The following is a 17,658-nucleotide window of genomic DNA, read 5'->3' as shown; positions in this document are numbered from 1 at the left end:
CAGAGGGCCGGACTCCCGTACGGATACGGGAAGTCCGGCCCTCTTCTCCCTACGGCAGGCGGCCGTCAGCCACGCAGGGCCTGGACCGCGGCGTCGAGCCGCTTGCCGAAGTCTTCGTCCGCGTTGCGGAAGTTGCCGATCGCGCGCTCGGCGATGTCGTCGCGCGACACCTTGGCGATGAAGCCGGCCAGGTTCCCGATCAGCCGGTCCTTCTCGTCCTCGGACATCAGGCGGTAGAGGTCGCCCGCCTGCGTGAAGTCGTCGTCCTCGGCGTGCAGGGCGGCGGCGTGGTCGCCGGTGACGCCGGAGACGGGGATCGGCTGCCAGAGCGGTCGGCCGGTCTCCCGCGGGCCGCCGAAGCTGTTCGGCTCGTAGTTCTTCGCGCCGCCGTGCCGGCCGTCGTAGAGGAGGCCGTCGCGGGAGTTCGTACGGGCCTCGGTGGCGTGCGGGCGGTTCACCGGCAGGTGGTCGGCGTTGATGCCGACGCGGTAGCGGTGGGCGTCGCCGTAGGCGAAGAGGCGGCCCTGGAGCATCTTGTCCGGGGACGGGCCGATGCCGGGCACGAAGTGGGCCGGGCTGAAGATCGACTGCTCGACCTCGGCGAAGATGTTCCGCGGGTTGCGATTGAGCTCCAGCCTGCCGATCTCGATCGGCGGGTAGTCCGCGTGCGGCCACACCTTGGTGAGGTCGAACGGGTTGAAGCGGTACGTGGCGGCGTCGGCGGCCGGCATGATCTGGACCTGCACGGTCCAGCTCGGGAACTCGCCGCGCTCGATCGCCTCGCGCAGATCACGCTGGTGCGAGTCCGGGTCCTGGCCGGCCAGCCGGTCGGCCTCCGCCTGGGTGAGGTTCCTGATGCCCTGGTCGGTCTTGAAGTGGTACTTGACCCAGAAGACCTCGCCGGCCTCGTTGTTCCACTGGTAGGTGTGCGAGCCGTAGCCGTTCATGTGGCGGTACGAGGCGGGGATGCCGCGGTCGCCGAACAGCCAGGTCACCTGGTGGGTGGACTCCGGGCTCAGCCCCCAGAAGTCCCAGACGTTGTCCGCCTCCTGCGAGCCGGTGTACGGGTCGCGCTTCTGGGTGTGGATGAAGTCGGGGAACTTGATGGCGTCCCGGATGAAGAAGACGGGGGTGTTGTTGCCGACGAGGTCGTAGTTGCCCTCTTCGGTGTAGAACTTCAGCGCCCAGCCGCGCGGGTCGCGCACGGCGTCGGCCGCGCCCAGGCTGCCCGCGACGGTGGAGAAGCGCAGGAAGGTCTCGGTCCGCTTGCCGACCTCGGAGAGGAAGGCGGCCCTGGTGTACGCGGTGACGTCGGCGGTCACCGTGAAGGTGCCGTAGGCCCCGGCGCCACGGGCGTGCACCACGCGCTCCGGGATGCGCTCGCGGTTGAAGTGGGCCAGCTTCTCCAGGAGGAGCTGGTCCTGGACGAGGACCGGCCCGCCGACGCCCGCCGTCTCGCTGTTCTGGTTGTCCGCGACCGGCGCGCCGGCCTCGGTGGTGAGCGGTCCCTGCGTCACGTGCGCCTCCTGCTGCATGGGTTCTGCCGCAAGCCTGTCCTGCCTGCCCGGCCTGTGCCGTACTCGATCCTACATTGGACAATGTCCAAGTCAAGCAGTCATCCAAAGTCACACCGGTTCGGGATTCCCCGCCCGGCTGTTAGGCTGACCCCCATGAGTGACCTGTTGGAACGACTGCGCGGCCGTGGCTGGCGGATGACCGCGCAGCGACGCGTCGTGGCCGAAGTGCTCGACGGGGATCATGTGCACCTGACCGCCGACGAGGTCCACGCCCGCGCCGTGGAGCGCCTGCCCGAGATCTCCCGCGCCACCGTCTACAACACGCTGGGCGAGATGGTGACGCTCGGCGAGGTCATGGAGGTCGCGACGGACGGCCGCGCCAAGCGGTACGACCCGAACGCGCACCGCCCGCACCAGCACCTGGTCTGCGCCCGCTGCGGCGCGATCCGCGACGTCCACCCGGCGGGCAACCCGCTGGCCGACCTCCCCGACTCGGAGCGCTTCGGCTTCACGATCTCGGACGTCGAGGTCACCTACCGGGGCGTCTGCCCGAACTGCGCGACCTCCGCCTGAGGACGCCCGCTTCCACGAGAAGGCCCCCGCCGTGACGGCGGGGGCCTTCTCCATGCGTACGCGCCTACGGCGCAGGCGGGAACGACGAAGGCCCGGATCCGTTTCCGGATCCGGGCCTTCGTGCTACTGAGTAGCGGGGACAGGATTTGAACCTGCGACCTCTGGGTTATGAGCCCAGCGAGCTACCGAGCTGCTCCACCCCGCGTCGGTGAACCCAACCTTACGGGACCGTTCGGACCAGAGCAAATCGATAAGTCGAGTGAACCGTGTGAGCCGCGTTACGCCGTGACCACGTCACGCCGTGAGTTCCTGGTGCAGCGCCTCGCTCAGCCGCGCCGCCCGCTCCGCCACCTCCGCCGGGCCGAGCTCGACCGCGCGGGCGCACCAGCGGCGCCCCTCGGTCAGCTCCCCCCGGCGCGCCGCGAGCAGGGCGAGCCGGAGCGCGGCCCGGCCGTGACCGGCGTGGGCGGCACGCGTCCACCACAGGGCCGCCTCCCGCTCGCCGCCCTCACGGGCCAACAGCAGCCCCAGGTTGAAGGCCCCGTTGCGAGATCCCGCCTCGGCCGCCTCCCGGTACCAACGGGCGGCCTCCGCCACGTCACCGCGGGCGGCGGCGAGCATGCCCACCCGGACCTGGGCCCGGCGGTGACCCTGCTCGGCGGCACGCTCGTACCACTCCTCGCACTCGCTCTTCTCCTCGCGCGGGGCACCGAGGGCCGGCGGACCGGGCGCCGGGCGGCGCGCGTCCAGGACCGTGGCCAGTCGGAAGGCCGCCTCGGCGCTGCCGCCGCCCGCCGCACACCGCAGATGGCGCTCGGCGGCCTGCTCGTCGCCGTCGCGGAGGCAGGCGATGCCGACCTGGAGGGCGGCCTCGGTGTGCCCGGCGGCGGCCGCCCGCTCGTACCAGACCAGGGCGGTGCGGTCGTCGTCCCGGCCGGCGTGCAGGATGCCGAGGTTGAAGGCGGCGTCGACGCTGCCGGCCTCGGCGGCCTTGGAGAACCACGGCTCCGCGCCGTTGGCGTCGCCGGCCTGGAGCAGCAGGACGGCCAGCGCGTTGGCGGCCTCCCGGTGCCCGGCGTAGGCGGCGCGGCGGTACCACTGCTCGGCCTGCGCGGTCCGCTCCTGGGCGGCGCACAGCAGCCCGAGGTTGTAGGCGCCGTTCACGTCACCCGCGTCCATGGCGGCCCGGTACCAGCGCTCGGCGGTCTGCTGCTCGCCCCGGGCTGCGTGCAGGGCGCCGAGCGCGTTGGCGGCGTTGCCGTCGCCGTCCTGGGCGGCCCGCAGCCACCACACGGCTGCGCTCTCCTCGTCACCGGCGTCGCGCAGCAGGAAGCCCAGCGCGCAGGCGGCCTTGGCCTCGCCGTCCTTGGCGGAGGACAGGTACCAGCGACCGGCCTCCTTGAGGGCGCCACGCTTCTCCAGGATCGCGCCGAGGTGCAGGGCGGCCCGCCGGTGGCCGCGCGCGGCGGCCTGCCGGAACCACTGCTCGGCCTCGGCCAGGGAGTCCTGGTGCGCCGCCGGCGCCTCCCCGCCCGCGCCGGTCTCGGCCTGCGTGCCGCCGGTGGCGTCGGGCGCGGCCGAGGTGCGCAGGCCGGTGCCCGTGTCGTACGCGTGCGGGCCACGGGTGGGCGCGGTCGCCCGCCGCTCCAGGGCGAGGGCGAGCCGGTAGGCGGCCTCGCGGTGGCCCTGCTCGGCGGCGGCCCGCAGCCAGCGCTCGGCACCGACGTCGCTGCGGTGCTCCAGGAGGTCGGCGAGGGCGTACGCGCCGAGGGCGTGCCCCTGCTCCGCGGACTGGCGCAGCCAGTACTCGGCGGCCGGCTCGTCGCCCCGCTCGCGGTGGTGGCGGCCGAGGGCGTGCGCGGCCGGCGCGGAACCGGCGACGGCGGCGATGCGCCACCAGCCGGCGGCCTCGTCGGGGTAGCCCCGCTGGTGCAGCAGGACCCCGAGGTTGTTGGCGGCGGCGCGGTCGCCCTGGGCGGTGGCCCCGCGCAGATACGGCTCGGCGCCGTCCAGGTCGCCTCGGCGCAGCAGCAGGGCGCCCAGGGCGCTCATCGCCGCGGCGTCCCCGTGCTCGGCGGCTCGCCGGTGGCGGGCCTCGGTCTCGGCTTCGGTCTCGGTCTCGGCGGTGGTGGTGTCGACGGCCGCGGCGACGGCGGCTCCCGCGGCCTCGATGATCTCGTCTGCGGCGTTTCCGGCATGCCGCTGCACAAACCGCCCTGTCTCCAACAGAGTTGCCCTGTCCCCCATAAATACCATCGTCGCACCACCTGCAACCCGCGTACACCTGGTATACCGCAGCCAGTGAGGTCACTTCAGCGTTTTGTCGACATGCCCACAGAGAGACAAGTCAAACACGTCTCGCGCCAACTCGCCGTCTCCGCACCGCCCTTCGGGACATGACGAGGGCCCGGATCCTGATGGATCCGGGCCCTCGTCTTCAGTAGCGGGGACAGGATTTGAACCTGCGACCTCTGGGTTATGAGCCCAGCGAGCTACCGAGCTGCTCCACCCCGCGTCGTGTGTTCACACGCTATCACGACGCGGAGCAGCACTTTTACCGTCAGCGGCTCCCCGGGCTCGCGCTCGGGGTCGGGGTGGGCGTCGGGGTCGGCGCCGGCTTGGCGCCGCCCGTGGGGGTCTGGAGCTTCGCTCCCGCCTCCGCCGCCCGCTGGAGGGCGTCCTGCAGGGCCTCCTGCGCCTTGCCGTACGCCGCCCAGTCGCCCTTCTGCAGTGCCGCCTCGCCCTCGTCGTACGCCTTCTGGGCGTCAGCGATGGCCTGCTTCAGCGCGGCGTCGTTGGTCACCGGCGCCGGGGGCTTGGTGGTGCCCGGCGGCTGGGTGGCCGGCGGGGCGGTGCCCTCGACCCCGAACACCGCGTTCAAGGCCCCGGTGAGGGTGTCCTCGAACACCGTGGTGTCCTTGGTCGTGTCCCCCTCCGGCTGGTCCGCGTCCACGTACGACACCGCGACCTTCTTGAGCAGCGGGTAGTGCGCGTTGCGGCCCTGGGCGTACACCGGCTCGACGTACAGGAAGCCGCCGTCCAGCGGCACCGTGAGCAGGTTGCCGTACTGGATGTCGGAGTCGGCACCCTTCATGTCGCGCACGAACTGGGCGACCGAGGGAAGGCTGTTGAGCTTGTTCTGCACCTGCTCGGGGCCCGGCACGTCCTCCCCGACCCGCAGCAGCCTTATCCGGCCGTAGTCCTTGCTGGTGGCATCGGCGTCCACCGCCATGAAGCCGCCCAGGTTGGGCCGCCCGTTCGGCGTGAACGTCGTCGTCAGCGAGAACTTCTGCGCCTGGTCACCGGGCATCTTGATGCTCAGGTAGTACGGCGGGACCGCGTTGCCGTCCTTGTTGGTCGGGTCGTCCGGCACCTGCCAGGCGTCCGAGCCGCTGTAGAACTGCGCCGGGTCCTGTACGTGGTAGCGGGTGAGCAGCTCGCGCTGGACCTTGAACATGTCCTGCGGGTAGCGCAGGTGCTGCATGAGCTCCGGGTCGATCTGCTCACGGTCCTTGACCGTTCCCGGGAAGGCCTTCATCCACGTCTTGAGGACCGGGTCCTGCTTGTCCCACTGGTAGAGGTTCACCGTGCCGTCGTACGCGTCGACGGTGGCCTTCACCGAGTTGCGGATGTAGTTGACCTGGTTCTGCGGGGCGACGACCGCGCGCTGCTGGTTGCCGACCGTCAGCGCGTCCGCCGTGGTCTCGCCGAGCGTCGTGCGCGAGGCGTACGGGTAGCCGTTGGTGGTGGTGTACGCGTCGACGATCCACTGGATCCGGCCGTCGACGACCGCCGGGTAGGCGTCGCCGTCGATGGTCAGCCAGGGCGCGACCGCCTCGACCCGCTCCTTGGGGGTGCGGTTGTAGAGGATCCGCGAGCCGTCGCCGATGGCCCCCGAGTAGAGGATCTGCGGCTCGCTGAACGCGACCGCGTACGCCGCCCGGTTGAAGGCGTTGGAGAGGTTGACCCCGCTCCTGCCCTCGTAGCTGGTGGTCTTCTCGCCGTTCTCCTCGTAGTCGAGCTCCTTCTGGGGCCCGCCCACGATCGAGTACTGGTCGGTCTTCTCGCCGTAGTAGATCCGCTGCTCGTACGGGCCGAGCTGGCCCGTGGTCGGCAGCCCCTGCTCGGTGAAGATCGGCGAGCCGTTGGCGTCCGTCTGCGTGCCCGTGGCCATGATCGCGCCGTAGCCGTGGGTGTAGGTGAAGTGGTCGTTGATCCAGTTCCGCTTCGGGATGCCGCGGATGTTCAGCTCACGCAGACCGACCACGGTGTCCTTGCCCTGGTAGCGGTCCACGTCGAGGGTCAGCGGGAACTGGTAGTACTTCCGCTTCTGCTCCAGCTGCTGGAAGGTCGGCGACACGATGTTCGGGTCGATCAGCCGGTAGCTGGCCGCCGTGTCGGCGTCGCCCCGCAGCCGGTCCTTGTCCTTGACCGTCGACTTGCCCGAGTACTCCTCCGGCTTGGTGGTGTCGATGGCGTAGGCCTTGCGGGTCGCGTCGATGTTCTTCTTGATGTACGGCGCTTCCTTGGCCTGCTCGTTCGGCTGGACCTGGAACTTCTGCACGATGGCCGGGTAGAGGCCGCCGATGAGGATCGCCGACAGCACCATCAGGCCGAAGCCGATCACCGGCAGCTGCCAGGTGCGCCGCCACAGCGTCGCGAAGAACAGCACCGCGCAGATCACGGCGATGCAGAACAGGATCGTCTTCGCCGGCAGATAGGCGTTGGCGTCCACGTACCGCAGGCCGGTCCAGTTGCCGGTCGCCTTGAAGTCGCTGGACTTCACGGCCAGGCCGTAGCGGTCGAGCCAGTACGCCACGGCCTTCAGCGACACGAAGACGCCGAGCAGCACCGACAGATGGCCGGTGGCGGCGGCGGTGGCGCGGGCGCCCGGGCTGGTGATCCGCAGACCGCCGTACAGGTAGTGCGTGAGCGCGGCGGCGATCAGCGACAGGACCGCGGCCGCGAAGCCGAAGGCCAGCAGGAAGCGGTACCAGGGCAGGTCGAACGCGTAGAACGCCACGTCCAGCTGGAACTGCGGGTCCTTCTCGCCGAACGGCACCCCGTTCACCCACATCAGCCAGGTCCGCCACTGACCGGAGGCGGAGGCACCGGCGATCAGGCCGATCAGGGCCGTGACGGCGAGCAGCACCCACTTCTTGAAGGGCGCGATCCCCATCCGGTACCGGTCGAGGCTCTGCTGTTCCATCGACATCGCGCTCAGCGGCGGCCTCAGCCGGTACGCCAGCCAGATGTTCAGGCCGACGGCCAGCGCCATGAGCAGACCGAAGACGAGGAAAAGACCGATCTTGGTCCACAGGGTGGTGGTGAAGACGGACTGGTACTGGACCGAGCGGTACCAGAGCCAGTCCGTCCAGAACCCGGCGAACATCACGAACGCCATGGCGAGGACGGCGAGGACGCCCAGCGTCATCAGCAGCGTACGGGCGCGCCGGGACGGCCGGCCGACTCTGATCCTTGGCCCGGAAGGACCTGTGCCGCCTCCGCGGTCCGGCATCTGGAAAGCCAACGTGCGCCCCTCGAGGTTGATGCGTCGAATGCGTCGATAAGCAGGCTCCGCGATCGTAGAGCCCACTGATGCAACTTACTGAGGCTTTACCTAGTTCCCGTGTTCCGGGGTGGAGGAGGCAGGATATTGCCCATGTCCAACGTTTCCCCCTCCGGTCCCCCGATGGCCGCGAGTCCCCTCACCCGAGCCGTGCTCGAGATCGACGAGTACGCGTCCGGCCTCGGCTGGGACCGGCCGGCCCGGCTCTTCGCCCTGGTCGACACCGCCCGGCTGCGCGCCCAGGAGCCCTCGCTCGCCTCGCAGCTCGGTCTCGGCGCGGATGCCGCCACCGCCTACACCCCGATCGAGCAGGAGGAGCTGCCGGCCGGCAAGCCCCTCGACGAGTTCCTCGGCACCATCGCCTGGCCCGACGCGGTGGCCGGCTGCGCGCTCACGGTCGAGCGGCTGATGCTGCCGCCGTCGGCCGAGGCCGCCGTGCCGAAGGACCTGGACGAGGCCGGACTGGCCAAGTGGGTGGCCCGCCACCCGGAGCGCCAGGAGGTCCGGATGACCGTCGCGGTGCTGCGGGACGGGGCGCGGGAGGCCGCGATCCGGCTGCGCGAGAAGGACTCGCCGAGCGAGGTGCTCACCGGTCCCGACCTGGTGCCGGGCCTGGCGGACGCGCTGGCGGCGACCTTCGCGTCCTAGCCGCCGGCCGCTGGTCTCAGCTGGAGCAGCTGGGCAGGGACGCCGTGTCGCCCTTGCGCAGCTTCTCCAGCGACTTCGTCGCGTCGTCGATCGTGTTCACCTTGATCAGGGTGAGTCCGGCGGGCGTGTCGGCGGCGGCCGCGGCGCAGTTGTCGGCCGGGGTGAGGAAGTACTCGGCACCCGCCTTGCGCGCGCCGACCAGCTTCATCTCGATGCCGCCGATCGGGCCCACCTTGCCCTTGTCGTCGATGGTGCCGGTGCCGGCGACGAACCGGCCGTCGGTGAGCGAGCCCGGGGTCAGCTTGTCGAGGATGCCGAGCGCGAACATCAGCCCCGCGCTGGGGCCGCCGACATCGGCGAGCTTGATGTCGATGGTGAACGGGAAGACATGGTCGGTGCCGGCCTGGATGCCGACGATGGCCCGGTCGCCCTCCTGGGACCTGGCGGTCCTCAGGACCACCTTCTCGGTCGTGGTGGCGTCCTTGTGGACCTTCTCCGCGGCGGCGGCCTCCTTGGCCGGGACGATGGTGAAGGTGACGTCCTGGCCTGGCTTGTGCCTGGTGACCAGCTTGGCCACGTCGCCCGGCGCCTTGACGGCCACGCCGTCCACGGCGCGGATGACGTCGCCGGCGTGCAGCCGGCCCTCGGCGGGGGTGCCCTTGACGACGGTGGCGACGACGACCCGGGTGGTCACCGGGATGTCGAGCTCCCGGAGGGCGGCGACCTTGGCGCTCTCCTGCGACTGGGAGAACTCCTCGGCGTTCTCCTGGGTGGACTGCTCCTCGGTCTTGCCGTCCGGGTAGAGCGTGTCGTGCGGCACCACGACGCTGTCGTGGGCCAGCCAGCCGTAGACGGCCTCGACGGCGTTCATCTTGTAGTCCGCGCTGGTGACGCGGACGGTCGTCATGTTGAGGTGCCCCGAGGTCGGGTACGTCTGACGTCCCGAGATCTGCAGGACCGGCTCTCCGCGCGCCTCACCGAGGGTGTTCACCGTGGGGCCGGGGCTCATCTCCGCGTACGGCACCGGAATGAGGACGCCGACACAGAGCAGCGTGATCAGGACCAGGGTGGAGGCGAGCATCGTCGCAGTGCGGCGTGGCATGGAACGACAGTACGGGACCGGTCTGTGAGTGCACCCCTGGGGCGGTCCGTACGGGGATCAGGGGATCAGCCGGTGGTCGTCGCCGGGGACGCGTCGCGCTCGGGCAGCGCCGAAGCGGAAGCGGAAGCGACGGCCGGGGAGGGGGCCGGGGCGGCGGACGCGGAGTGGGCGGGGGTGGCGTGGGACCGCTCCATGGCGTCCCGGAACCGCGCGTATCCCGCGAGCTCGGCGACGTCGCCTGTCGTCTTGTCCCTCGAGGCCCAGCTTCCCCATATCGCCGCGCCGACGACGGCGAAAAGCGGAATCAGCAACCAGGCGAGCGCAGCCATCCCGACCTCCCATCCCCAATGGTCACCAGTGAGTCGATCAGCAGATTATTCATCCGCGGGATCAACGCTCACGCGTGGGGGGCGGTTACGCAAATCGGGCCGTTCGACCACGGGCAGTCGGCGTGGCGCCTTGCCACCGGTCGGTGACTCTCAGCAGGCCCCGACCCACTCCTCGGTGCCGTCCGAGAACGTCTGGTGCTTCCAGATCGGGACCTCGTGCTTGAGGTCGTCGATCAGCTGGCGGCAGGCCTGGAAGGCCTCGCCGCGGTGGGGGCAGGAGACGGCGACGACCACGGCGATGTCACCCACATGGAGGTCACCCACTCGGTGGACGGCGGCCAGGGCGCGGACCGGGTGGTTCGCGACGACCTTCTCCGCGACCCGGCGCATCTCCGCCTCGGCGGTGGGGTGGCACGAGTAGCCGAGGGCGTCGACGTCGGCGCCGCCGTCGTGGTTGCGCACCGTGCCCACGAACAGGGTCGTGCCGCCCGCGGCGTCGTCACCGACCGCACGGAAGACCTCGTCGACGGACAGCGGGGTGTCACGGATCGCGAGGAGCTTGATCGGGTCGTCCGCGGCCCGCTCGCCGGGGTGGTCATGCGTGTCTGCCATGACTCCATCGTGCCGTACGCCGCCGACGAGACGGAATGGCGTTTTCGACCGGCAAGAGCGGACCCTCCGTAGGAGGGTCCTACAGACCGCGCCGCTTCCGCATCTGCCGGACGAGGGCCGCCGTGCCGAGCAGCGCCACCGTGGCACCGGCCGCGCCCGCCGCCGTCGCGTCCTTGCGGCCGAGCCGGCGGCCCGCGACGGTGTGCCGGCCCTCCACCTCCTCCAGGAGCGCGGCGAGCACCTCCTCGTTGGTCCACCGGGGCCGCCAGCCGGCGTCGTGCAGCCGTCCGACGCTGACCACCCAGGGGTGCATGGTGTAGGCGAGATCGCCCGCCGGGGAGGGGGTCAGGCCGATCCGGTGCAGCCGGGCCGCGGCGCCGAGGGCCACCGCGGAGGGCAGCTCCATGCGCCGGATGCCGGACAGCTCCTCCACCTCCTCCTGTTCGAGCCAGCCCTCGCAGCCGACCGCGAACTCGCCGTCGACCTTCTCCAGGGCCGCGTACTCCAGGGCGCTGACCAGGTCGTCGACATGGCAGAACTGCCAGGTGGGGCGGGATCCGGCGACGACGAGCAGCCGGGGCGACTCGAAGTAGCGGGTCAGCGCGGTGTCCGTGCCGCCCACCAGGACGGCCGGGCGGACCACCGTCACGTTGAGCCCGGGGTGGGCACGGGGCGCGCGGCGGGCGAGGCGCTCGATCTCCAGGAGGTCGCCCACGCCGGTGGCCTCGGCGGTGGCGCGCAGCTCGGCGTCCTCGGAGAGCGGGATGTCGTTGTCGGGCAGCGCGCCGTAGACCATGGCGGAGGTGCACAGGACCACCCGGTGCACCCCGGCCGCGGCGGCGGCGGTGAGCACGGTCTGGGTGCCGCGGACGTTGTAGGCCGAGCGGGCGGCGGGGTCGGTCTCCAGGTCGAGGTCGACGGCGAGGTGCACGACGACGTCCGCGCCGCGCAGCTTCTCGGCGATGGCCGGGTCGCGCACGTCGAGGATGTGCCAGCGCGCCTCGGGCACCTCGCCGCGGCGCTCGTCGATCGCGACGACCTGCCTGACCTCCTCGGACGCGGCCAGGCGCCGGGTCAGCAGGTCGCCGACGCCGGACGCGGCACCGGTGACCGCGACGACGGGGCCGCGCGCGGCGGACCGGGTGGAGGGGTTTCGCGCTGCGCGAACCTGAGGATCTGGGGAACTCACCGGGCGTCTCCAGCGGTTGTCTTCAGTACGTACCCGAATGACGCGTACGTACCAGGTGGCGTCCATCCTGCCCCAGGCCACGGCCCGGCGGAGCACCGAGCCCGGATCCGGTGCGGATGTCTACGCTGGTGGTGTGGAGTCGGGGAGGCGAGCCGAGCCGAGAGCCCGCCGTCGGCAGGAAGCCGGCGGCCTGACGAGCCGAGGAAACCTGTGAGTGACACCCCATTCGGATTCGGCCTTCCGCCGGAGGAGCCGGAGCACGGCGACGAGGGCAAGAAGAAGGACCCCGCCGGAGGTGGCCAGGGGTCCGGTGGCCAGGGCGGCGGCAATCCGTTCGGCTTCGGCTTCCCGGGCATGGGCATGAGCATGGGCGGGCCGGGCGGCGCGGACAATCCGTTCGCCGCGATGTTCGGTTCGATGAACCCGCAGGACCTGGGCGCGGCCTTCCAGCAGCTCGGCCAGATGCTCAGCTACGAGGGCGGGCCGGTCAACTGGGAGATGGCCAAGCAGATCGCCCGCCAGGTCGTCGCCCAGGGCACGCCCGACGGCGCCAAGGACGAGAGCGTCGGCCCGGCCGAGAAGGCCGCGGTCGAGGAGGCGGTGCGTCTCGCCGACCTGTGGCTCGACCAGGTCACCTCGCTGCCCTCGGGCGCGGGCACGGCCGTGGCGTGGAGCCGCGCCGAGTGGGTCGAGGCGACCCTGCCGGCCTGGCAGCAGCTGGTCGACCCGGTCGCCGAGCGGGTCGGCGCGGCGATGGGTGACGTGCTGCCGGAGGAGATGCAGGCGATGGCCGGCCCGCTGATCGGCATGATGCGCTCCATGGGCGGCGCCATGTTCGGCCAGCAGATCGGTCAGGCCGTGGGCGTGCTCGCGGGCGAGGTCGTCGGCTCGACCGACGTCGGCCTGCCGCTCGGCCCGGCCGGCAAGGCGGCGCTGCTGCCGCTGAACGTGGCGGCCTTCGGGAAGGACCTGGGTGTCCCGTCGGACGAGGTCCGGCTGTATCTGGCCCTGCGCGAGGCCGCCCACCAGCGGCTGTTCGCGCACGTGCCGTGGTTGCGCTCGCACCTGTTCGGTGCGGTCGAGGGCTATGCCCGCGGGATCAAGGTCGACACCTCCAAGCTGGAGGAGGCCGTGGGTCAGCTGGACCCGAGCCACCCCGAGCAGCTGCAGGAGGCGCTCCAGCAGGGCATGTTCCAGCCGGAGGACACCCCGGAGCAGAAGGCGGCCCTGGCCCGTCTGGAGACGGCGCTCGCGCTCGTCGAGGGCTGGGTGGACGCGGTGGTGCACGAGGCCGCGAAGTCCCGGCTCACCTCGGCGGACGCGCTGCGCGAGACGCTGCGCCGGCGCCGGGCGACGGGCGGCCCCGCGGAGCAGACCTTCGCCACGCTGATCGGTCTGCAGCTGCGTCCGCGCCGGCTGCGGGACGCCGCGCGGCTGTGGGCCTCGCTCACGGACGCGCGCGGGGTCGACGGCCGCGACGGCCTGTGGGAGCACCCGGACATGCTGCCGACCGCGACGGACCTGGACGACCCGGACGGCTTCGTCCACCGCGAGCACCTGGACTTCTCCGAGCTCGACAAGATGCTGGGCGAGGCGGCGGAGGGCCGCTCCGAGGGCGACGGCGACGGCGACGAGGGCAAGGACGACACCCAGAAGTGAGCCTGTACGACGACGCGGTCCTGGTGCTCAAGGGGTACGAGGACCAGCCGGAGCTCCGTGATGTCTATCTGGAGCACCTGGCCGCCCATCCGGACGGCATGTACAAGCCCTGCGAGGCCGGTCACCTCACCAGCAGCGCGCTGGTGATCGACCCCTCGCGGGGGCAGGTGCTGCTGACCCTGCACAAGAAGCTGGGCATGTGGCTCCAGATGGGCGGGCACTGCGAGCCAGGCGACACGAGCCTGGAGGCGGCGGCGCTGCGCGAGGCCCGGGAGGAGTCGGGGATCGCGACGGGTCTGACGCTGCTGCCGGGCGGACCGGTGCGGCTCGACCGGCATCCGATCCCGGCGCCGTGCCACTGGCACCTGGACGTGCAGTACGCGGCGCTCGCGCCGGCCGGGGCGGCGGCGGAGATCAGCGACGAGTCGCTGGACCTTCGCTGGTTGGGTTACGACGAGGTGGCGGGCGTGGCGGACACGTCGGTGGTCCGGCTCCTGGAGGGGACGCTGGCCCGGCTGGGCTGAGCACACCGTGCGTAAGGGGCGGCCTCCCTGGGAGGCCGCCCCTTACGCGTGTGCCGTGAGCCTGTGCCGTGTGCCCGGACGGTGTGCCCGGGCCGTGTGCCCGGGCCGTGTCGCGGCGGTCAGTTCCAGGCGTTGTTCTGGTTCTGGGCGCGCGAGCCGTGCTGGCCGGCGCCGAACTGGGCGGCGAGGCCCTGCCCGACGGCGGCGTTCTGCGGCGGCATGACCTCGCTCGGCTGGACCAGGGCGAAGCCCTGGCCGAGGAAGCTGAGCTCCCAGCCCTCGCCGGTGTTGCCGCGGCGGCGCATCACGCTGCTGTTGACCGTCTGGGCCTGCATCTGCACCCGCAGCCCGGTGGACCAGGCGACGATGGCGTCCGCGTCGACGCTGACGTACTTCTCCGGGGTGACCGCCATCATCAGCGGCTGGCCCGAGGTCATCAGGGCGACCCTGCCGCGGCCGGAGATGTTCAGCTGGTACTTGCCGGTGCCGGAGATGCCGTACTGGCTGTCCACGGCGATGACTTCGGTGTGCAGCGTCGAGTCGAGCGCCAGGACGTAGGAGCTGTCGACGGTCAGGCCCTCCTGCTCGACGTCCACGACGTGGATGTACTGGGCGAGGTTGGCGAAGTAGACCGTGCCCTGCCCGGAGCAGCGCATCAGGTCGAGGCCCTCACCGGTGCGGGCTCGGGCCCGGCGCTGGCTCGGCGTCTGGTACTCGCCGTCGAAGTCGACGAGGCCCTGGTAGGCGACCATCGCGCCCTTGCGGGCCAGGATGTCGTCCGAGCCGCCCAGGGTGACCCGCAGCAGCTGCGGGTTCTGGACGACGTAGCGCTCCTGGCTCTGCTGTTCCGCGTGGTTGAAAAGCGGGCTCTGCATGGTGTGTTCTCGCTCCCCCTCAGCCCCGGACCCGCAGGCGGTCGGTGCTGTCCTCGCTCGGCTGTACGACGACGATGCCCTGGCCCGAGAAGGCCATCTGGAAGGCCTCGCCGCTGCCCCGCCCGATGAGGGAGGAGGCCTTGAAGCTGCGCTTGCCCTTGACCTTCAGATTCGGCGACCAGGCGACGAGCGCGTCCGGGTCGACGTACGTCTCGTCCTCGCCCCGGCCGCAGTCGACGACGATCGGCGTGCCGCGCGAGGTGAGGGCGACCCATCCGGTGCCCGCGATCTCGACGTTGAACAGGCCCTGGCCGGCGAACTTGGCGAGGCCCTTGACCCGCTCGACGCCCCACTGGAGGTGGGCGTCGAAGGCGAGCACATTGGTGCCGTTGACGGAGATCGAGTCGTTCTGGAGGTTGATCACGACGACGTCGGCGCCGTAGTCGGCGAGGTAGAGCAGTCCGTCACCGGAGCACTTCATGACCGGCGCGCCCTCGCCGGTGGCCCATGCCTGCGCCACCTGGCGCACGGCGGGCGGGTTGGGCTCGTAGCTGATGAAGCCCTCGTAGGCGACCATCGAGCCGGTGCGCGCGTACAGGTCCTGGCCGGAGGCCATGGCGACCTTCAGCATGGAACGGCCGTGGTTCTCCATCCGTGCCGTGATCGGGGTCGGGGCGTAGCCCGCGAGTTGCTGGTTCATGGTTCCGGGCTCCCTCAGACCTCGTAGGGCTGGACGACAATGAAGTTGCCGGGGGCGCCCCGGAACTGGAGGTTGACGGTCTCCCCGCTGTGGCCGGGGTAGGCGTTGCGGCGCAGCCTGACCTGGCTGGAGAGGATGACCTGGGAGGCGGCCGACCAGGCGACGACGGCGTTGCAGTCGGCGAAGGTGGTCGGCGTGACGGGCAGGACGACCGGGATGCCGTGGGTCTTCACGACGACGGTGCCGGTGCCCTGGAACTGCATGGTGAACAGGGCGCCGCCGGGGATGCCGTGGCCCTCGATGCGCCGGACCTCGTACTGCAGCGACTCGTCGAAGGCGAGCACGTTCTCGGCGGAGACGCAGATGGCGTCGCCCTGCAGCTCGATCGGGTGGAGGTGGGCACCGCCCTCGGCGAGGAAGACCTGGCCGCGGCCGGAGCAGCGCATCAGCTCCATCTCCTGGCCGGTGGCGTTGCCGACGATCCGGCCGGTGAATCCGGCTCCCTTGTGGGCGAACTCGACCTTGCCCTGGTACATGACCATGGAGCCCTGCCGGGCGAGGACGGGCACGCCGCCCATGGCCAGGTCGACCCGCATGAGCTGCTGGTTCTGCGGCGTCCAGCGGGTGCCGGTCGGCGTCTCCTTGTACGGCGCGAGCGCGGCGGCGAGCCCGGCACCGGTGGCCGGCACGCCCTGGGGAACGCCCTGCGGCATGCCGGGCTGCTGCGGGACCTGGCCGAACTGCGGCTGCCCGTACGGGCCCGGGGCCGGCTGGCCGTAGGGCGCGGGGGCTCCGGGCGGCGGGACCTGACCCGGCATCTGCCCGGGGACCTGACCGGGCACCTGGCCGAACTGCGGGGGCTGCGGGGGCTGTCCGTACGGCCCGGGAGCGGGCGCGGCCGGAGCCGGCGCGGGCGCGGGGGCAGGCGCCGGGGGCGCCATGGGGGCGGCCATCGTCGGCGTCGCGTGCACCGGTGCGGGCGCCGGGACCGGGGCCGGGGCCGGGGCGGGCGCCTGGGGCGCGGCGGGCGCGCCGAACGCCGGAGGCGCGGCGGACTGCGGCGGCGGCGCGAAGCCGGGGGCGGCGGCCGGGGCCTGCTGCGCGGCGGGCTGCTCCTCGGCGACCTCGCCGCCGAAGTTCTTCAGCAGCGCTTCCAGGCCGCCGTCGAAGCCCTGGCCGACGGCGGCGAACCGCCACACGTCCTTCAGGTAGAAGTCGCCCAGCATCACCGCGCGCTCGGTGGAGAACTCCGCACCGGTGAAGGCGTATCGGGCGACCTCCTCGCCGCCCGCGACGATCCGGATCCAGCCCGGGCCGACCTGAGACATCTGCCCGGCGCCGTCGATCGTCGCCGTGAACGACAGCTTGTGGATGTGCGCGGGGACGCGGTCGAGGGTGACCCGGAAGGACTCGGTGTCGCCGGACTGCGCGCCGAGCAGCTGGATGGACTCCTCCGGCGACTTGGGCTGGTTGAAGAAGACGAAGTAGCGGTCGTCGGAGAGCCGCTCGTTCGCGTCCAGGCCGAAGCAGCTGATGTCGAAGGTCAGCCCGGGCCCCGCGATCTGCACGCCCACGTACAGATCGGTTCCCGCCGTGAGATCACTGATCTTGGCCTTGTGGCCGCGTTGGAATTCCCTGGCCATATGTGACGACCGTCCCCCATCCCGAATTACGAATGCGTCGCGCCAGGCTAACGGCTGCTCGTGACATTGGGGCAAGCCCGTACGCGTTCGGTACAGAACCGCAGCAGGACGGCGTCACTCTCCGCGTGCGTCCGGCAGTTGCGGCAGCCGGGCGGCGGCGACCACGCCCTCCAGGTAGCCGCGGGCCCGCTCGGTGCGCGGATAGGCCTCCAGGAGCCGCCAGAACCGCGGTCCGTGGCCGGGCACGAGGAGATGGGCGAGCTCGTGGCACAGGACGTAGTCGACGACGTACTCGGGCATGCCCTGGAGCCGGTGGGAGAGCCGGATGCTGCCCTCGGACGGTGTGCAGGAACCCCAGCGGGTGTTCTGGTTGGTGACCCAGCGGACCGAGGTGGGGCGGGCCCGGCCGCCGAAGTACTGCTCCGACAGGCGTTCCGCGCGCTCGGTCAGCTCCCGGTCGCCGAGGACGCTCTTGCTCTCCTGGGCGGCGAGCTTGTCCAGCATGACGGTGACCCAGCGCTGCTCCTCGGCCTCTGACATCCGGGCCGGGATCAGCACGATCGTCCGGTCGCCCTCGCGGTAGGCGGAGACCGTCCGGCTCCGGCGGGAGCTCCTGCGGACCTCGACCGCACTCGTCCCCGAGCCGCGGGGCGGTCTGCTTGTCACGCTGCGCTGTGGGTCGGCCGGCACGGCCCCGACGTTACCCGCTGTCAGCGCG

The 17,658-nt window shown here is 71.6% G+C and carries 15 protein-coding genes and 2 tRNA genes; 4 read left to right on the top strand and 13 right to left on the bottom strand.

Annotation, left to right across the window (positions count from 1 at the left end; translation table 11 throughout):
* Nucleotides 1-65 precede the first annotated feature (65 nt).
* Complete coding sequence (locus ACFY7C_RS22565) at nt 66-1,535, bottom strand: catalase (RefSeq protein WP_389653480.1); 1,470 nt, start codon at nt 1,533-1,535, stop codon at nt 66-68.
* Between the two features lie 135 nt (nt 1,536-1,670).
* Between ACFY7C_RS22565 and ACFY7C_RS22560 the strand changes: the two genes are divergently transcribed.
* Nucleotides 1,671-2,090, top strand: a complete 420-nt coding sequence (locus ACFY7C_RS22560; RefSeq protein ID WP_389653477.1) for a Fur family transcriptional regulator — start codon at nt 1,671-1,673, stop codon at nt 2,088-2,090.
* 131 nt (nt 2,091-2,221) lie between these two features.
* Here ACFY7C_RS22560 and ACFY7C_RS22555 read toward each other — a convergent pair.
* From ACFY7C_RS22555 to ACFY7C_RS22540, 4 genes are all read right to left on the bottom strand, one after another.
* Nucleotides 2,222-2,295 (bottom strand) — tRNA-Met (locus ACFY7C_RS22555).
* An 89-nt stretch (nt 2,296-2,384) separates the two neighbouring features.
* Nucleotides 2,385-4,346 (bottom strand): tetratricopeptide repeat protein, encoded by a 1,962-nt coding sequence (locus ACFY7C_RS22550; protein ID WP_389653474.1) that lies wholly within the window; start codon nt 4,344-4,346, stop codon nt 2,385-2,387.
* Nucleotides 4,347-4,531: 185 nt separating this feature from the next.
* A tRNA-Met gene (locus ACFY7C_RS22545) sits at nt 4,532-4,605 on the bottom strand.
* Nucleotides 4,606-4,650: 45 nt separating this feature from the next.
* A complete protein-coding gene (locus tag ACFY7C_RS22540; protein ID WP_389653471.1) occupies nt 4,651-7,608 on the bottom strand; it encodes a UPF0182 family protein in 2,958 nt (985 codons plus the stop codon).
* A 144-nt stretch (nt 7,609-7,752) separates the two neighbouring features.
* On the opposite strand from ACFY7C_RS22540, the gene ACFY7C_RS22535 reads away from it, so the two are divergent.
* Nucleotides 7,753-8,307: a PPA1309 family protein gene (locus ACFY7C_RS22535; RefSeq protein ID WP_389653468.1), complete on the top strand. Its 555-nt coding sequence runs from the start codon at nt 7,753-7,755 to the stop codon at nt 8,305-8,307.
* 16 nt (nt 8,308-8,323) lie between these two features.
* On the opposite strand, the gene ACFY7C_RS22530 is transcribed toward ACFY7C_RS22535, so the two are convergent.
* The 4 genes from ACFY7C_RS22530 to ACFY7C_RS22515 form a co-directional block, all read right to left on the bottom strand.
* A complete protein-coding gene (locus tag ACFY7C_RS22530; protein WP_389653465.1) occupies nt 8,324-9,409 on the bottom strand; it encodes a PDZ domain-containing protein in 1,086 nt (361 codons plus the stop codon).
* A gap of 65 nt (nt 9,410-9,474) precedes the next feature.
* A complete protein-coding gene (locus ACFY7C_RS22525; RefSeq protein ID WP_389653462.1) occupies nt 9,475-9,738 on the bottom strand; it encodes a hypothetical protein in 264 nt (87 codons plus the stop codon).
* Between the two features lie 150 nt (nt 9,739-9,888).
* Complete coding sequence (locus ACFY7C_RS22520; RefSeq protein ID WP_356701273.1) at nt 9,889-10,350, bottom strand: molybdenum cofactor biosynthesis protein MoaE; 462 nt, start codon at nt 10,348-10,350, stop codon at nt 9,889-9,891.
* Between the two features lie 79 nt (nt 10,351-10,429).
* Nucleotides 10,430-11,539, bottom strand: a complete 1,110-nt coding sequence (locus ACFY7C_RS22515; protein ID WP_389653459.1) for an SDR family oxidoreductase — start codon at nt 11,537-11,539, stop codon at nt 10,430-10,432.
* Nucleotides 11,540-11,749: 210 nt separating this feature from the next.
* On the opposite strand from ACFY7C_RS22515, the gene ACFY7C_RS22510 reads away from it, so the two are divergent.
* Both ACFY7C_RS22510 and ACFY7C_RS22505 read left to right on the top strand, forming a co-directional pair.
* Complete coding sequence (locus tag ACFY7C_RS22510; protein WP_389653456.1) at nt 11,750-13,198, top strand: zinc-dependent metalloprotease; 1,449 nt, start codon at nt 11,750-11,752, stop codon at nt 13,196-13,198.
* Complete coding sequence (locus tag ACFY7C_RS22505; RefSeq protein WP_389653453.1) at nt 13,195-13,722, top strand: NUDIX hydrolase; 528 nt, start codon at nt 13,195-13,197, stop codon at nt 13,720-13,722. Before ACFY7C_RS22510 ends, ACFY7C_RS22505 begins: the two co-directional genes overlap by 4 nt.
* A gap of 119 nt (nt 13,723-13,841) precedes the next feature.
* On the opposite strand, the gene ACFY7C_RS22500 is transcribed toward ACFY7C_RS22505, so the two are convergent.
* The 4 genes from ACFY7C_RS22500 to ACFY7C_RS22485 form a co-directional block, all read right to left on the bottom strand.
* Nucleotides 13,842-14,597 carry an AIM24 family protein gene (locus ACFY7C_RS22500; RefSeq protein ID WP_389653451.1) on the bottom strand — a complete coding sequence of 252 codons (756 nt, stop codon included), beginning with the start codon at nt 14,595-14,597 and terminating at the stop codon, nt 13,842-13,844.
* Nucleotides 14,598-14,616: 19 nt separating this feature from the next.
* A complete protein-coding gene (locus ACFY7C_RS22495; RefSeq protein WP_389653448.1) occupies nt 14,617-15,297 on the bottom strand; it encodes an AIM24 family protein in 681 nt (226 codons plus the stop codon).
* Between the two features lie 14 nt (nt 15,298-15,311).
* The gene (locus ACFY7C_RS22490) at nt 15,312-16,940 is read right to left on the bottom strand and encodes a TerD family protein (RefSeq protein WP_389653445.1); all 1,629 of its coding nucleotides are present in this window, start codon (nt 16,938-16,940) and stop codon (nt 15,312-15,314) included.
* Between the two features lie 114 nt (nt 16,941-17,054).
* Complete coding sequence (locus ACFY7C_RS22485) at nt 17,055-17,630, bottom strand: M48 family metallopeptidase (RefSeq protein ID WP_389653442.1); 576 nt, start codon at nt 17,628-17,630, stop codon at nt 17,055-17,057.
* Nucleotides 17,631-17,658 lie beyond the last annotated feature (28 nt).

The organism is Streptomyces sp. NPDC012769 (assembly GCF_042901205.1).
Taxonomy (GTDB): Bacteria; Actinomycetota; Actinomycetes; order Streptomycetales; family Streptomycetaceae; genus Streptomyces.
This window is presented reverse-complemented; position numbering and strand designations above follow the sequence as displayed.

Excerpts from the sequence above, each read along its gene's own strand:
- ACFY7C_RS22565 (WP_389653480.1), bottom strand. The coding sequence starts at position 1,535 with ATGCAGCAGGAGGCGCACGTGACGCAGGGACCGCTCACCACCGAGGCC.
- ACFY7C_RS22560 (WP_389653477.1), top strand. The coding sequence starts at position 1,671 with ATGAGTGACCTGTTGGAACGACTGCGCGGCCGTGGCTGGCGGATGACC.
- ACFY7C_RS22550 (WP_389653474.1), bottom strand. The coding sequence starts at position 4,346 with ATGGTATTTATGGGGGACAGGGCAACTCTGTTGGAGACAGGGCGGTTT.
- ACFY7C_RS22540 (WP_389653471.1), bottom strand. The coding sequence starts at position 7,608 with ATGCCGGACCGCGGAGGCGGCACAGGTCCTTCCGGGCCAAGGATCAGA.
- ACFY7C_RS22535 (WP_389653468.1), top strand. The coding sequence starts at position 7,753 with ATGTCCAACGTTTCCCCCTCCGGTCCCCCGATGGCCGCGAGTCCCCTC.
- ACFY7C_RS22530 (WP_389653465.1), bottom strand. The coding sequence starts at position 9,409 with ATGCCACGCCGCACTGCGACGATGCTCGCCTCCACCCTGGTCCTGATC.
- ACFY7C_RS22525 (WP_389653462.1), bottom strand. The coding sequence starts at position 9,738 with ATGGCTGCGCTCGCCTGGTTGCTGATTCCGCTTTTCGCCGTCGTCGGC.
- ACFY7C_RS22520 (WP_356701273.1), bottom strand. The coding sequence starts at position 10,350 with ATGGCAGACACGCATGACCACCCCGGCGAGCGGGCCGCGGACGACCCG.
- ACFY7C_RS22500 (WP_389653451.1), bottom strand. The coding sequence starts at position 14,597 with ATGCAGAGCCCGCTTTTCAACCACGCGGAACAGCAGAGCCAGGAGCGC.
- ACFY7C_RS22495 (WP_389653448.1), bottom strand. The coding sequence starts at position 15,297 with ATGAACCAGCAACTCGCGGGCTACGCCCCGACCCCGATCACGGCACGG.
- ACFY7C_RS22490 (WP_389653445.1), bottom strand. The coding sequence starts at position 16,940 with ATGGCCAGGGAATTCCAACGCGGCCACAAGGCCAAGATCAGTGATCTC.